This window comes from Cupriavidus sp. CP313 (assembly GCF_054072015.1).
Map to the genome: position 1 here is coordinate 39,162 of NZ_JBSVZB010000024.1, position 14,066 is coordinate 53,227.

Here is a 14,066-nt window from a genome sequence, read left to right on the forward strand (position 1 = left end):
GTCAGGGCTCCTGCGGCGGGTCGGCGCGCCGCGGCTTGCGCGGCGCGCCCGCGGCCAGCGCATCGTAGAGCCAGCGCGGCATCACGTGCAGCAGCGCCGCCACCACGCCCATCGGCCACGGGATTACGCGGAACCGCCGGCCTGCCGCGATTACCCGCACGGCCTTGCGCGCGAACACGTCGGCATCGGTCAGGAACGGCATGCGGTACGGGTTGTGCGCGGTCATCGGCGTGCGGATATAGCCGGGCGCGATCGTGACCACGCGGATGCCGTGCGCGCGCTGCTCCAGCCGCAGGCTTTCCAGCAGCTTGATCACCGCCGACTTGGACGCGCTGTAGGCACCCGCGCCCGGCAGGCCGCGCACGCCGGCGACGCTGGCAATGCCGACCAGCGTGCCGCGGCGCCCGAAGTGGCCGGGCTCGCGCGCCTGCATCGCATGCATGAACGGCTGGAAGGTGGTCAGCACGCCGAACCAGTTGGTATCCATCACCTGGCGGAAGGCGTCGAGGTCCTCGCGCTCGCTGGCGACGGTGCCGACCGAGACCCCGGCATTGGCGATCACCACGTCCGGACAGCCGAAATGGCCGAGGAAGTCTTCAGCGGCGCGCGCCATGGCGTCGGCATCGCGCACATCAGCGCCGTAGACGCGCACCGCGCCCGGGTTGGGCAGCGTGGAGACAAACTCGCGCAGCGCATCCTCGCGGCGCGCCACCAGCCCGAGGATGGCGCCCTGCGACGCGTATTCGCGCGCGAGCGCCTGGCCCAGGCCGCTGGAGGCGCCGGTTAGGAAGACTTTGAGGGGACGCATGAGGGCAGGGTTGCAGTCTGAAATAAAAAACGGCTGGTACAGGATACCAGCCGTTTGGCTTGCCACAGGTCTTGGATAACCCTCGGCTTGCGAAGGTCGCCAGCAGATTACATCTTCTTCGCCTTCACCTGCTCCACCAGGTAATCCATGGTCTGGATGGCGCCCTGCTTGTTGCCGGCAATCGACGGCGAGGTCACGTACTTGCCCTGCACTACCACGGTCGGCACGCCGTCGATCTTGTAGGCGTCGGCGATCTTGTTGGCGCGCTGCGAGTTGGTGGTCACCGTGAACGAGTTGTAGGCATCCAGGAAGGCCTTGCGGTCCACGCCGTTCTTGGCCATGAAGTCGGCGATCTCATTGGGGTCCGTCATGCGCTTGCGGTCCACGTGGATGGCGTTGAAGACCTTGGTGTGCATGGCGTCGAACTTGCCGATGGCTTCCAGCGCATAGAAGATCTTGGTGTGCGGCAGCAGGTCGTCACGGAACGCGACCGGCACGCGCTTGAAGACCACGTTGTTGCCCTGCTTCTTGACCCAGGCTTCCAGATCCGGCTCGAAATCGTAGCAGTGCGGGCAGCCGTACCAGAAGAACTCGGTCACCTCGATCTTGCCCGCGGCGACCGGCTGGGCCGCCTTCAGGACCTGGTATTCCTTGCCCTCGGCGGGCGCTGCCCGGGACGGGGCGGACATCAGCAGGCCGCCCACGGCGGCGAACATGGCGAACAGTGCGGCGAGTTTTTTCATCTTGGTGCGGCCTTGCGGTTTGGACGATGAGCGTATGACAGCGGCGGCGGCGTCCGGTTCAGCGGAACGCCGGCCGCTTCTGGTGACAACGTGTTGCGGCGGTTACCGGCGATGACTGCCAGTGCCGCCGGCACGACCGGAATAACGCCTGACCCTGCGGTCCGGCTTACTGCTTGGTGAAGCGGATCACCGAGGACTCGAAGCCGGACGACTGCAGCCGGTCGCGTGCCTTGTTCATGTCTTCGATGCGGTTGAACGGCCCCAGGCGCACCCGGTACATCTTGACGCCGTTGACGTCGCGTTCGGTGATCCGGGCTTCGAAGCCCTGCATCGCCAGGTTGGCCTTCTGGCGGTCGGCGTCGTCCGACGAGCGGAACGCGCCCACCTGCAGCAGGTAGCCCACCTTGTTGGCATCGGCCTGGGCGATCTCGGCGATCGGGTCGGCCACCGGCTTCTCGGCCGGCTTGCTGGCGACGGGCTTGTCAGCCGGCTTCTCCGCGGGCTTTTCCACCGGCTTCTCGGCCGGGCGGGCCGCCGCCGGGGGCTGGCCGTTCTGCTTCGGTTCCGGCTCGGGCGCCTGGCCGACCGGCTTGGCCGGGGTCTTGCTCCACAGCGGCTTGTTGGGGTCGCTCGGGCCCTCGTCGGCGCGCTGGGCCGGCGGCGGCAGCTGGCTGGTGACATTGCCCGGCTCGCTCGGGCGCGGGGCACTCTTCTGCTGGAACGGGGTCGGCGACTTGGTGATGTACAGGGCGACCACCACGGCGATGGCCAGCCCGACGATCAGCCCGAGCACCAGGCCCAGGAACGTACCGCCGCGTTGCTGGTTGCGGCGGACATGGCGCGACTCGCGCTTGCGTTGCTGTTGCATGAAGTCCTCTTCGGTGATGCCGGGATTATAGGGCCAGCGCCGCCAACGGCAGCACTGGCATCGTCCCCGGGGCCGGACGGCCCCGTGCGTCCCGCGCGGGGACGCCGGACGCCTGCTTACATGCGGCGCGGGGCGGACACGCCGATCACCGCCAGGCCGTTGCACAGCACCTGGCGCGTGGCGGCCAGCAGCGCCAGCCGGGCGCGCTTGACGGCCTCGTCGTCCACCAGCACGCGGTCGGCGTTGTAGAAGGCGTGGAAGTCGCCGGCCAGGTCGCGCAGGTAGAAGGCCACCGCATGCGGCGCCAGCTCGGCGGCGGCGGCCGACAGCATGTCCGGGAACTCGGCCAGGCGCTGTCCCAGCGCCTGCGCCTGGGCGCTGGCTTCGGGGCCGGTCACGGCGGACAGGTCGGCGCCGGCCAGCTCGGCCAGGCGGGCTTCCCAGTCCGCGCCGCCCCACGACTCGAAGATCGAGCAGATGCGGGCGTGGGCGTACTGCACGTAGTACACCGGGTTCTCGTCGTTCTGCTTGAGCGCCAGGTCGACGTCGAACACGAACTCGGTATCGGCCTTGCGCGACAGCAGGAAGAAGCGCACCGCGTCGCGCCCGCGCGTGAAGTGCCCGGGCCAGTCGGCCACGCCTGCTTCCAGGCAGCCGCGGATGGTCTCGTCGCCGCCGTTGGACCATTCGATCAGGTCGCGCACGGTGACATACGAGCCGGCGCGCTTGGAGATCTTGACCTCCTCGCCGTTCTTCATCACGGTGACCATCTTGTGCAGCACGTAGTCGGGGTAGCCCTGCGGGATGCCCATGTCCAGGCCCTGCAGGCCGGCGCGCACGCGCGCGATGGTGCCGTGGTGGTCGCTGCCCTGCACGTTGATGACCTTGGTGAAGCCGCGCTCCCACTTGGTGGTGTGGTAGGCCACGTCCGGCACGAAGTACGTATAGGTGCCGTCGCCCTTCTTCATCACGCGGTCCTTGTCGTCACCGTCGTCGGTGGTGCGCAGCCACAGCGCGCCCTCGCTCTCGTAGGTCTTGCCCTTGCCGACCAGCGACTGCACCGCGGCTTCGACGCGGCCGTCGCTGTACAGCGACGACTCCAGGTAATAGCGGTCGAACTTGACGCCGAAGGCCTGCAGGTCGATGTCCTGCTCGTTGCGCAGGTAGGTGACGGCAAACTTGCGGATCGAGTCGATGTCCTCGACGTTGCCCGAGGCGGTCACGGGCTCGCCGTCCGAGGCGCTGACAGTCTTGCCGGCCAGGAAGTCGGCGGCGATGTCGGCGATGTAGTCGCCGTTGTAGGCGGCCTCGGGCCAGCTGGCATCGCCCGGCTTGAGGCCGCGCGCGCGCGCCTGCACCGACAGCGCCAGGGTCTGGATCTGCACGCCGGCGTCGTTGTAGTAGAACTCGCGGTGCACGTGGAAGCCCTGCCACGACAGCAGGTTGGCCAGCGCGTCGCCCAGCGCCGCCTGGCGGCCGTGGCCGACGTGCAGCGGGCCGGTCGGGTTGGCCGAGACGAACTCCACCAGCACCTGGCCGTGCACGCCGCGCTCGCGCGCGCCGTAGTGGTCGCCCTCGGCCAGCACCGCGCGCAGCACGTCGGCCTTGGCGGCCGGGGTCAGGCGCAGGTTGATGAAGCCGGGGCCGGCAATCTCCATGGCCTGGACCAGGCCCTGCGCGCGCGCGTCGGCCTGCACGGCATCGACGATGCGCTGGGCCAGCTCGCGCGGATTGCTCTTGAGCGCGCGTGCGACCTGCATGGCGACGTTGCAGGCAAGGTCGCCGTGGGCGGCCACCTTGGGCCGCTCGAAGGTGACGGCGGGCAGGGTGGCATCGGCCGGGGCGAGCGCGCGCACCGCATCAGTGAACGCGGCGGCAAGATTGGAGGTCTGAACAGGCAGCATGGATGTCGGAAGCCCTGTGGGCTAGGTATTCAGGCACCGCCTTGGGCGGCGCCGTCGCCCGGAAGGCGGCAAGTGACGGCAAAGGAACAGTGAACGCCGCGCCGCGCCGCGTGACAGGCATTGGAATCGGGAACGCCGAATTTTATCAGGTGCTATGCTGACATCATGCGCGAGGATGGCCCCGGGCCACAATCCGGGGCCAAAATCAGCGAGACTTCCCGCCCCCCGGGAACGCCCCCCGCCTCTCCGTGAAAGGAAAACACATCATGCTGATCACCTTCAAATCCCACGCCGCGCAGGACCTGATCATGATGAAGGATCTGGCGATGACGCTGCTGGGCATCATCGGCAAGCGCCTCGGGGAACGAGGGGTGATCACCGTTGAAGAGCTTCCAACCGCGATCCACAAGCTGGAAGCCGCGGTCAATGATGCCCGCAAGACCCATCCCGCCAGCTCGGCCGTCGAAGCGGACACCGGCAAGGACGAAGACGAGGAAGAACCCCTGCACCTGGGCCAGCGCGCCTACCCGTTTCTGGACATGCTGCGCGCCTCGCAGCGTGAGGGGACCAACGTGATGTGGGGCGTGTGACGGGAACAGACACCCGGTTGCGTGCGGCACGGATCGCCGCGCGCCCAAAAAAACGCCCGGCACCGCAGTGGGCTGCCGGGCTTCCGGACGAGGATTCCGGAAAGGGGGAATCCCTTGCAGGACCCGCCCGGCGTGCCAGGCGGATCCCGGTATCGGTCTGGTGGCTGGGGGCGGGCCTAATCCTCCTCTGAATGGCGCCGGCCATTGGCCAGCAGCAGCCCGATCAGCGCCCCCACGGCCGCCGCGATCGCCACCGCCTTCAGCGGCGACTCGGCCACGCGGTGCTGGGCGTGTTCTACCGCACCATCCATGCGCTCGCGGGCGCGCATCATGCCGTCGGTGGTCTGGGCGCGCAGCCGATGCGCCATGTCGGTGGCCCGCTCGCGCAGGCGCTGCCCGGCGCGCACGCTCTCGGCAGAGCCCTCGCGCGCCAGCACTTCGATGGTGTGCTCCAGCTGGGCGATCAGCGCCTTGACCTCGCCGGATACCGGCGCTGCCGCATCGCGCGTGTCGCGCGCGGCATGCCTGATATGGCGGATGGCACTGTCGGCACTGTCGGACAGGTGGTTCAGTTCCTTCCGGACTTTCGGGTTCTGCGTCAGCATACGGTCTCCTCAGTTTCGGTCGGCGGTGGGAAAAACGGCTCGCGGCCGGTGTCATCGCCCCCTGCGGACCAGGCCCATCACCGCGGCGACCAGCGCCACGACCAGGAAGATGAAGAACAGGATCTTGGCGATTTCCACGGCGCCGGCGGCAATCCCGCCGAAGCCGAAGATCGCGGCGATCAGGGCGATGACGAAAAATGCGAGTGCATATTGCAGCATGGCTAGGCTCCCGAAGCAATCGGGCCACGCCAGGCGCACTGGCTGGGCCCATGTGAGGGCTTGCGCCAAGCGGTGCAAGCTCATAGCCTCATCGTAGAAAGCCAGCCCGCGCACCAATACTGACAGCGAGCCGATTCCGCTGTCAGCCGAGTCCTACAAGCACCCGGACAACGCCCGCGCGGGCGCAGCTTCAAGGTTGACCCATGGCGATCGATGTGATTCCATGGGCGCTCCCTGGCGCTGCGGCGGGCGAGCGGCGCGCCTTCACTACAGGAAATGCCCCATGTTCAAGCAGTCCTTCCTACCCCACACGCTGCTGCTGGCGGGCGGCATCCTGCTGACGCTGGCGGTGCTGGTGGCGTCGGAAACCGGCAATATCCGCCTGCGCGAAAGCTATACCGACGTGATCCGCTCGCAGCGCGTGCAGACCGAGCTGGCCGCGCTCAACGGCGAGCTGGTCAATGCCGAGGCCGGCCAGCGCGGCTTCCTGCTGACCGGCAAGGAAAGCTACCTGGAGCCGTACTACAAGGCACTGCCCCGCATTGCCGAACTGATGGCGCAGATCCGCGCCGCCTATGCCAACGATCCCGAAGGCCTGAAGCAGTTCGGCGACACCTCCAAGCTGATCAACAGCAAGCTCAACGAGATGGCGCTGACGCTGGTCTACGGCAAGCGCGACCTGGAAGTGGCGCTGGACCTGATCCGCACCGACTACGGCAAGCAGACCATGGACAACGCGCGCCGCGGCCTGGACCAGCTGCAGGCGCGCGAGGCCGGCACGGTATCGCACCGGCTGGAAGGCGCCGAGAACGACGTGCAGCTGTCGCGCTACGGCATCGGCCTGCTCACCGCCATCAACATCATCCTGATGATGGCGGTGGGCGTGGGCCACGCCAAGCGCCTGTCGATGGCCGAGGCGGTGCGCACCCAGCTGGAAGAGGAAAGCGTGCGGCTGGACCGCAAGGTGCGCGCACGCACGCGTCAGCTGTCGGCGCTGGCCGCCCACCTGCAGCGCGTGACCGAGGATGAGAAGACACGCCTGGCGCGCGAGCTGCACGACGAGCTGGGCGCCATCCTGACCGCGATCAAGCTGGACTTGCACTGGGTGCGCCGCAAGGTGCAGGAGGACCATCCGGTGGCAGCCGAGCGGCTCACGCGCGTGATGCTGCACGTGGACCAGGGCATCCAGATCAAGCGCCGCCTGATCGAAGACCTGCGCCCCACGGTGCTGCTGAACCTGGGCCTGCGCGCGGCGATCTGCCAGCTGGTCGAGGAAGTGGGCGCGCGCAATGACTGGGAGACCGATGTCAGCGTGCCGGAAGACCTGCCGCCTCTGCGCGACGAGGCCGCGATCGCGCTGTACCGGATCGTGCAGGAATCGCTGACCAATGCCAGCAAGTACTCTGAAGCCAGGCACATCGATGTCAGCCTGGCCTGCCAGGACAACCTGCTGACGCTGACCGTGCGCGACGACGGCAAGGGCCTGCCGGCGGACTTCGACGCCGGCAGCACCGCCGGCCACCACGGGCTGCTGGGCATGGAGCAGCGCGTCACCGCGCTGGGCGGCAGCATGCAGATCGATTCCTCGGCGCAGGCGGGCGTGCGCATCCGCATCGAGGTGCCGCTGACGGACGCAGTGCTGGCGCCGGCAGAGGAGCCGGAAAACCAGGAGCCGGCGCGCGCCTGACGCGCACCGGCAGACAGGGAATGATGAGGGAACGATGTGCTGGCCCGGCTCAGGGCGCCGGCGCCGCGTGCTCCTCGATCACGCGGAACACCTGCTCAAGCTCAAGCGACTTGTCGAAGAAGTAGTCCGCGCCGGCCTCGGCGCACTGGCGGCGGTACATGCTGACCTGGGCGTGGTTGGTGTAGACGATGCGCACCGCGCCGGTGCCGTTGCGCTGCATCGCGCGCAGCACATTGATGCCGTTGCCCTGGCGCAGCTGCAGGTCGACGATGACCACATCGTACTTGCCGGCGGCGAGCAGCCGCAGGGCCATGGCTTCGGTATCGGCCCAGTCCACGTTCTCGATGAACGGGAAATCCTTCAGGTATTCGAGCAGCATGCCTCGCAGGACCGCCGAGTCTTCAATCAGCAGTATGCTCAGCGCCCGGTAGGAAGTGTTCGAAGCCTGCTCCGACATGTTATGTATTGCTGGTCCTCGTCCGGTGCGGCCCATCGCGGGCTGTTATTCGACCAGGCCGTTCTTGATGGCGTAATAGGTCAGGTCAGCGTTGGTCTTCATGCCCATTTTCTCGAGAATGCGGGAACGATAGGTACTGACGGTCTTGACGCTGAGAAACAGTTCGTCGGCAATCACTGACACCGACTGCCCCCGCGACAGCTTGCAGAAGATCTGGAACTCGCGCTCCGACAGCATCTGGTGCACCGGCTGCTCGGTCGGCTTGTCGAGCCCGCCGATCAGCAGGTCGGCCACGGTGGCGCTCACGTAGCGGCGGCCCTGGGCCACCGTGCGGATGGCCTTGACCAGGTCGTCCGGGGCGCTTTCCTTGGTCAGGTAGCCAGAAGCGCCGGCACGGATCAGGTTGATCGCGTACTGGTCTTCCGGGTAGGTGGACAGGATCAGGACCGGCAATTCGGGCTTGCGCTGACGGATCAGCTTGAGCACGTCGATGCCGTTGCGGTCGGGCATCGAGATGTCCAGCACCAGGACATCGAACTCGGCATCGCGCAACTGCGCCATGACCTGGTCGCCGCTTCCGGCCTCGCCTGTCACCTGGATGTCGGGCTCTTCGGAAAGGAACTGGCGCAGCCCGGCACGCACAATCTCGTGATCGTCAGCGATCAGGATGCGGATCATGTGGGCTCCACTGGGTTGAACAGACCGGCACATGCCCGGTGCAGTCGGGTGCAGGCGGAACCGCTTGCGTTGATGTCATTGTAGTGCCGGGCGCGGGCGCGGGCTGTCGGTGTCAGGCTGACATGAGCCGGGGCCAGCGCCCACAAGGCACACTGATCGCGCACAAACGCAAAGCGGGACGGATGCGATCCGTCCCGCTTTGCTGCGGCGCGTCAGGGCTGAAACACCCTGGAGGGCCCTGGCGCCGCCGGCGCCGGTAAAAGGCTGGGCTAGTAGCTGGTTGCCAGTGACTGTGGACTAGCGCGCCAGCTTACTGCGCCTTGGCACCCGCTGCGGCACCGGCGCTCACATCCACGCTCGCGTCAGCCTTCGACTTCTTGCCCGACTTGGTGGCGTGCTTGCCGTGCTTGGCCTTGGTGCCGGCGTCTGCCGCGGCGCCGCCGGTGGCATCGGCAGCGGTGCCGGCACTCTTGTCGACCGCCGCGCCGGCGGTGGACAAGCCCTTGTCAGCCGCCGAACCTGCTGCCGACAGGCCCTTGCTGGTCGCCGCGCCCGCCGTCGACAGACCCTTTTCGGCCGCGCCTGCGGCACCCGTGGCGGCGCTGCCGGCAGTGTTCAGGCCGCCCTGCGCTGCAGCGGCGGGAGAGGGTGTGGTCACCGATGCGCCGACATCGGCCTTCGTGCCAACGGAAACGCCGGTGCCTTGGGCCATGGCCAGCGAGGAAGCGGCAGCGATCGACAGAGCGGACAGGGAGAGCAGCAGTTTCTTCATGGACAGACTCCTTTCAGGATGCCCCACGGCGAAACATTCGCCGCGGTGATCACGCTGGTGATTGCGTGTATCGAGCCCTCAGTCTAGGGAGCCGGACTGCGCCGGTCTGTGAGGAGTTGAAAGGCTCTGTAAGGAGTTGTGAGGCGCCTGGCACGTCGCCCTGTCACGGCTTTGCAGGCCGCTTGCAGCGGTTTTCCCTGTTGCATCAATGGGCTGGCGGCGGGGCGATGCCGCCGCCCCCGCCGCCCTGCCGTCGCACCCGGTTACAGGTTGGGCGCCAGCGCGCGCTCCATCGTGGCTCGGTCTTCGTGGCGGCGCGCCGCCATGTCGTCGAGCTGGTCCTGGCCGATCTTGCCGATGGTGAAGTAGGTCGAGTCGGGATGCGCCAGGTAGAAGCCACTGACCGATGCGGCCGGCGTCATCGCCAGCGACTCGGTGATGCCCATGCCGATCTCGGCCGCGTCGAGGAATTCGAACATCGGGCCCTTGACCGTGTGCTCCGGGCAGGCCGGATAGCCGGGCGCCGGGCGGATGCCGCGGTACGACTCGGCGATCAGCTGCTCGTTGGTGAGCTGCTCGCCCGCGTCATAGCCCCACAGGCCTTTGCGCACGCGTTCGTGCAGGCATTCGGCGAAGCCTTCGGCCAGGCGGTCGGCCAGGGCCTTGAGCATGATCGCGCTGTAGTCGTCGAGGTCGGCTTCGAACTGGGCCTCCTTCTTCTCCACGCCCAGGCCCGCGGTGACCGCAAACAGGCCGACGTAGTCGGCGATGCCGCTCTCCCTGGGCGCGACAAAGTCCGCCAGGCAGCGGTTGGGGCGGCGCACGCCGCCCACCACCGGGCGCTCGCTCTGCTGGCGCAGGTTGTGCCAGGTCAGCGCGACCTTGCTGCGGGTCTCGTCGGTGTAGATCTCGATATCGTCATCGTTGACGGTATTGGCCGGCAGCAGCGCGATCACGCCGTTGGCGGTCAGCCAGCGGCCCTGGATCAGGCGCGACAGCATGGCCTTGCCGTCCGAGAACACGCGGCGCGCGGATTCGCCGACGATCTCGTCGTTGAGGATGTCGGGGAATTTGCCGGCCAGGTCCCAGGTCTGGAAAAACGGGCCCCAGTCGATGTAGTTGGCCAGTTCCGCCAGGTCGTAGTTGCGGAACACGCGCCGGCCGATGAACTTGGGCTTGGGCGGCACGTAGGTGCTCCAGTCGATCGGGGTCTTGTTGGCGCGCGCCTGCGCCAGCGTCACCATCGGCGTGGCCTTCTTGTTGGCGTGCTGGGTGCGGATGCGGTCGTAGTCAGACTTCAGTTCGCCCAGATACTTTGCCGCGCCTTCATCCGACAGCAGGCTCGACGCCACGCTCACCGAGCGCGAGGCGTCCGGCACGTACACCACCGGGCCTTCGTAGTTGGGCGCGATCTTGACCGCGGTATGCACGCGCGAAGTGGTCGCGCCGCCGATCAGCAGCGGGATCTTCTTCACGCGGAAGTAGTCGTCGCGCTGCATTTCCGAGGCGACGTAGGCCATCTCTTCGAGCGACGGCGTGATCAGGCCCGACAGGCCGACGATGTCCGCGCCCTCGACCTTGGCTTTGGCCAGGATCTCGTTGCACGGGACCATCACGCCCATGTTGACCACTTCGAAGTTATTGCACTGGAGCACCACCGACACGATGTTCTTGCCGATGTCGTGCACGTCGCCCTTCACGGTGGCGATCACGATCTTGCCGCGCGCCTTGACCTCGCCGCCGGCCTCGGCCAGCAGGCGCTTCTCTTCCTCGATGTAGGGCAGCAGGTGTGCCACCGCCTGCTTCATCACGCGCGCGCTCTTGACCACCTGCGGCAGGAACATCTTGCCCGCGCCGAACAGGTCGCCGACGATGTTCATGCCGTCCATCAGCGGGCCTTCGATCACCTCGATCGGGCGGCCGCCGCGCGCCTCGACCTGCTGGCGGACCTCTTCGGTGTCTTCGACGATGAAGGTGGTGATGCCATGCACCAGTGCGTGCGCCAGGCGCTCGCCCACCGGCACCGGCTGCTCGGGCGTGCCGCGCCAGGCGAGGTTTTCTTCCTTCCTGGCGCCGCCGCCCTTGAAGCGGTCGGCGATTTCCAGCAGGCGGTCGGTGGAATCTTCGCGGCGGTTCAGGACCACGTCTTCCACGCGCTCGCGCAGCTCGGGGTCAAGCTGGTCATACACGCCGAGCTGGCCGGCGTTGACGATGCCCATGTCCATGCCCGCGCCAATGGCGTGGTACAGGAACACGGTATGGATCGCCTCGCGCACCGAGTCGTTGCCGCGGAACGAGAACGAGACGTTGGACACGCCGCCGCTGACCTTGGCGTACGGCAGGTTCTGCTTGATCCAGCGCGTGGCCTCGATGAAGTCGACCGCGTAGTTGTTGTGCTCTTCGATGCCGGTCGCGACCGCGAAGATGTTCGGGTCGAAGATGATGTCTTCCGGCGGGAAGCCCACTTCCTTGACCAGGATGTCGTAGCTGCGCTTGCAGATCTCGGTCTTGCGCTGGAAGGTGTCGGCCTGGCCTTTCTCATCGAAGGCCATCACCACCGAGGCGGCGCCATAGCGGCGGATCAGCGCGGCGTGGTGGCGGAACTGCTCCTCGCCCTCCTTGAGCGAGATCGAGTTGACCACCGGCTTGCCCTGCACGCACTGCAGGCCGGCCTCGATCACTTCCCACTTGGACGAGTCGATCATGATCGGCACGCGCGCAATGTCCGGCTCGGAGGCGATCAGGTTCAGGAAGCGAACCATGGCGGCCTTCGAGTCCAGCATGGCCTCGTCCATGTTGATGTCGATGATCTGCGCGCCGTTCTCGACCTGCTGGCGGGCCACCACCAGCGCCTCGTCGAACTGGCCGTTCAGGATCATGCGCGCGAAGGCCTTGGAGCCGGTCACGTTGGTGCGCTCGCCGACGTTGACGAACAGCGTGTCGTCGTCGATGGTGAAGGGCTCGAGGCCGGACAGGCGCATCGGGCGCGGGGGCAGTTGGTTGTCGCTCATGTTGTCAGGCTCCGGCTCAGGCGGCGTCGCGGTACTGGCCGGGCCAGGTGCGGGGTTTCTTGTCGGCCACGCGCTCGGCGATGGCGGCGATATGCTCGGGGGTGGTGCCGCAGCAGCCGCCCACCAGGTTCACCAGGCCGGAAGCGGCGAATTCCTCGACCAGCGATGAAGTGACTTCGGGCGTTTCGTCAAACCCGGTATCGCTCATCGGATTGGGCAGGCCCGCGTTCGGATAGCAGGAGACAGCGGCATCGCACACCTTCGCCAGTTCGGCGATATACGGACGCATCAGCGTCGCGCCTAGCGCGCAGTTCAGACCGATCGTGATCGGCCGGGCGTGGCGCAGGCTGTTCCAGAACGCTTCCACGGTCTGGCCCGACAGGATCCGGCCCGAGGCATCGGTCACCGTGCCGGAGATCATCACCGGCAGGCGTTCGCCGGTGTCCTCGAACAGCTGGTCGATGGCGAACAGCGCCGCCTTGGCATTGAGCGTGTCGAAGATGGTCTCGACCAGGAACACGTCGGCGCCGCCTTCCAGCAGGCCCTTGCCCTGTTCGTAGTAGGAATCGCGCAGCTCTTCGAAGCTCACGTTGCGCGCGCCCGGGTCGTTCACGTCGGGCGAGATGCTGGCGGTCTTGGGTGTCGGGCCGAAGGCGCCCGCGACAAAGCGCGGCTTCTCCGGCGTGCTGTACTTGTCGCAGGCGGCACGCGCCAGGCGCGCGGCCTCGACGTTCATCTCGTACGCCAGGTCCGCCATCTTGTAGTCTTCCTGCGCCACGCCCGTGGCACCGAAGGTGTTGGTCTCGATCAGGTCGGCGCCGGCGGCCAGGTACTGCTCATGGATCTCGCTGATGACCTGCGGGCGCGTCAGCAGCAGCAGTTCGTTATTGCCCTTGACGTCCACCTTGTGTTCCGCGAAGCGTGCGCCGCGGTAGTCCGCCTCGGTCAGCTTGTAGCGCTGGATCATGGTGCCCATGGCGCCATCCAGGATCAGGATGCGTTCTTGCAGCAGCCGGGGCAACTCGGCAGCCCGGGTGTAGGGGCGCGGCGCGGCCGCGGTGGATTCAGGGGCACTCATGGCGGGGACTCTGGAAAGGCGGGCCTGCGGCGTATCCATGGCTGGATCGGCGCCGGGCCGCTGCTGTGGCCGATGCTGGCCAAAGAGGGACGATTTTATCAGGTGTATCAAGGCCTTGCGGCTGCCCGCGGTGGTCCGCGGTTGCCTCTTCGGCCCGGTGGCGCCTACACTGAGAGACGTAACCGTCACCGCCGCGGGGCGCCTCGCGCGGCCCCCTTCCTTGCCCGACATGCAACATCTCTCCCCCGCCGACGCCCAGGACCTGCTGGCGCAATCGCCCGAGACGCTTTTTATCGACTGCCGCAGCGAGATGGAATACCTGTTCGTCGGCCATCCCAAGGGCGCGCACAACGTCCCCTGGAACGATGGCCCGGACTGGGAGGTCAACCCGCATTTCGTGCAGATGGTGAAGAAACTGGCGGGCCAGGCGTCGGCGCGGCCGGTGCTGCTGATCTGCCGCAGCGGCAACCGCTCGTCGGCGGCGGCGCGGGCACTGGAAGGCGCGGGCTTCTCCAACGTCCAGTTCGTGCTCCACGGCTTCGAGGGCGACCTCGATGCGCAGCGCCACCGCAACACGGTCAATGGCTGGCGCCATGACGGGCTGCCGTGGGAACAGTACTGAGCGCGGCCCGCAGCGCCCGCCACC

The 14,066-nt window shown here is 67.3% G+C and carries 14 protein-coding genes; 3 read left to right on the top strand and 11 right to left on the bottom strand.

Annotated features, from left to right (window positions below; translation table 11 throughout):
* Window position 1: 1 nt before the first annotated feature.
* From ACW4E8_RS27845 to argS, 4 genes are all read right to left on the bottom strand, one after another.
* Complete coding sequence (locus ACW4E8_RS27845) at window positions 2–808, bottom strand: SDR family oxidoreductase (RefSeq protein ID WP_456807454.1); 807 nt, start codon at window positions 806–808, stop codon at window positions 2–4.
* 107 nt (window positions 809–915) lie between these two features.
* Window positions 916–1,551 (bottom strand): thiol:disulfide interchange protein DsbA/DsbL, encoded by a 636-nt coding sequence (locus ACW4E8_RS27850; RefSeq protein WP_456807455.1) that lies wholly within the window; start codon window positions 1,549–1,551, stop codon window positions 916–918.
* Between the two features lie 166 nt (window positions 1,552–1,717).
* A complete protein-coding gene (locus ACW4E8_RS27855) occupies window positions 1,718–2,419 on the bottom strand; it encodes an SPOR domain-containing protein (protein ID WP_456807456.1) in 702 nt (233 codons plus the stop codon).
* Between the two features lie 116 nt (window positions 2,420–2,535).
* Window positions 2,536–4,323, bottom strand: coding sequence for an arginine--tRNA ligase (gene argS / locus ACW4E8_RS27860; protein ID WP_456807457.1), 1,788 nt, complete (start codon window positions 4,321–4,323; stop codon window positions 2,536–2,538).
* 266 nt (window positions 4,324–4,589) lie between these two features.
* Here argS and ACW4E8_RS27865 point away from each other — a divergent pair, with 266 nt between their 5' ends.
* Window positions 4,590–4,913: a DUF1840 domain-containing protein gene (locus ACW4E8_RS27865; RefSeq protein WP_456807458.1), complete on the top strand. Its 324-nt coding sequence runs from the start codon at window positions 4,590–4,592 to the stop codon at window positions 4,911–4,913.
* A 176-nt stretch (window positions 4,914–5,089) separates the two neighbouring features.
* Here the strand turns inward: ACW4E8_RS27865 and ACW4E8_RS27870 are convergent, their stop codons facing one another.
* Window positions 5,090–5,518, bottom strand: a complete 429-nt coding sequence (locus ACW4E8_RS27870) for a DUF883 family protein (protein ID WP_456807459.1) — start codon at window positions 5,516–5,518, stop codon at window positions 5,090–5,092.
* A gap of 51 nt (window positions 5,519–5,569) precedes the next feature.
* Window positions 5,570–5,737 (bottom strand): DUF1328 domain-containing protein, encoded by a 168-nt coding sequence (locus ACW4E8_RS27875; protein WP_456807460.1) that lies wholly within the window; start codon window positions 5,735–5,737, stop codon window positions 5,570–5,572.
* 283 nt (window positions 5,738–6,020) lie between these two features.
* On the opposite strand from ACW4E8_RS27875, the gene ACW4E8_RS27880 reads away from it, so the two are divergent.
* Window positions 6,021–7,424: a sensor histidine kinase gene (locus tag ACW4E8_RS27880; RefSeq protein ID WP_456807461.1), complete on the top strand. Its 1,404-nt coding sequence runs from the start codon at window positions 6,021–6,023 to the stop codon at window positions 7,422–7,424.
* A gap of 49 nt (window positions 7,425–7,473) precedes the next feature.
* Here ACW4E8_RS27880 and ACW4E8_RS27885 read toward each other — a convergent pair whose 3' ends face one another.
* From ACW4E8_RS27885 to ACW4E8_RS27905, 5 genes are all read right to left on the bottom strand, one after another.
* On the bottom strand, window positions 7,474–7,881 hold the full coding sequence (locus ACW4E8_RS27885; protein WP_035820351.1) for a response regulator: 408 nt from the start codon (window positions 7,879–7,881) through the stop codon (window positions 7,474–7,476).
* A 45-nt stretch (window positions 7,882–7,926) separates the two neighbouring features.
* Window positions 7,927–8,559, bottom strand: coding sequence for a response regulator (locus ACW4E8_RS27890; RefSeq protein WP_010812886.1), 633 nt, complete (start codon window positions 8,557–8,559; stop codon window positions 7,927–7,929).
* Window positions 8,560–8,869: 310 nt separating this feature from the next.
* Complete coding sequence (locus ACW4E8_RS27895) at window positions 8,870–9,331, bottom strand: hypothetical protein (RefSeq protein WP_456807462.1); 462 nt, start codon at window positions 9,329–9,331, stop codon at window positions 8,870–8,872.
* A gap of 263 nt (window positions 9,332–9,594) precedes the next feature.
* On the bottom strand, window positions 9,595–12,342 hold the full coding sequence (gene metH, locus ACW4E8_RS27900) for a methionine synthase (RefSeq protein ID WP_456807463.1): 2,748 nt from the start codon (window positions 12,340–12,342) through the stop codon (window positions 9,595–9,597).
* A 16-nt stretch (window positions 12,343–12,358) separates the two neighbouring features.
* Complete coding sequence (locus ACW4E8_RS27905; RefSeq protein WP_456807464.1) at window positions 12,359–13,420, bottom strand: homocysteine S-methyltransferase family protein; 1,062 nt, start codon at window positions 13,418–13,420, stop codon at window positions 12,359–12,361.
* A gap of 229 nt (window positions 13,421–13,649) precedes the next feature.
* Between ACW4E8_RS27905 and ACW4E8_RS27910 the strand changes: the two genes are divergently transcribed.
* Entirely contained in the window at window positions 13,650–14,042 is a 393-nt protein-coding gene (locus tag ACW4E8_RS27910) for a rhodanese-like domain-containing protein (RefSeq protein ID WP_010812890.1), read from the top strand.
* Window positions 14,043–14,066: the final 24 nt, after the last annotated feature.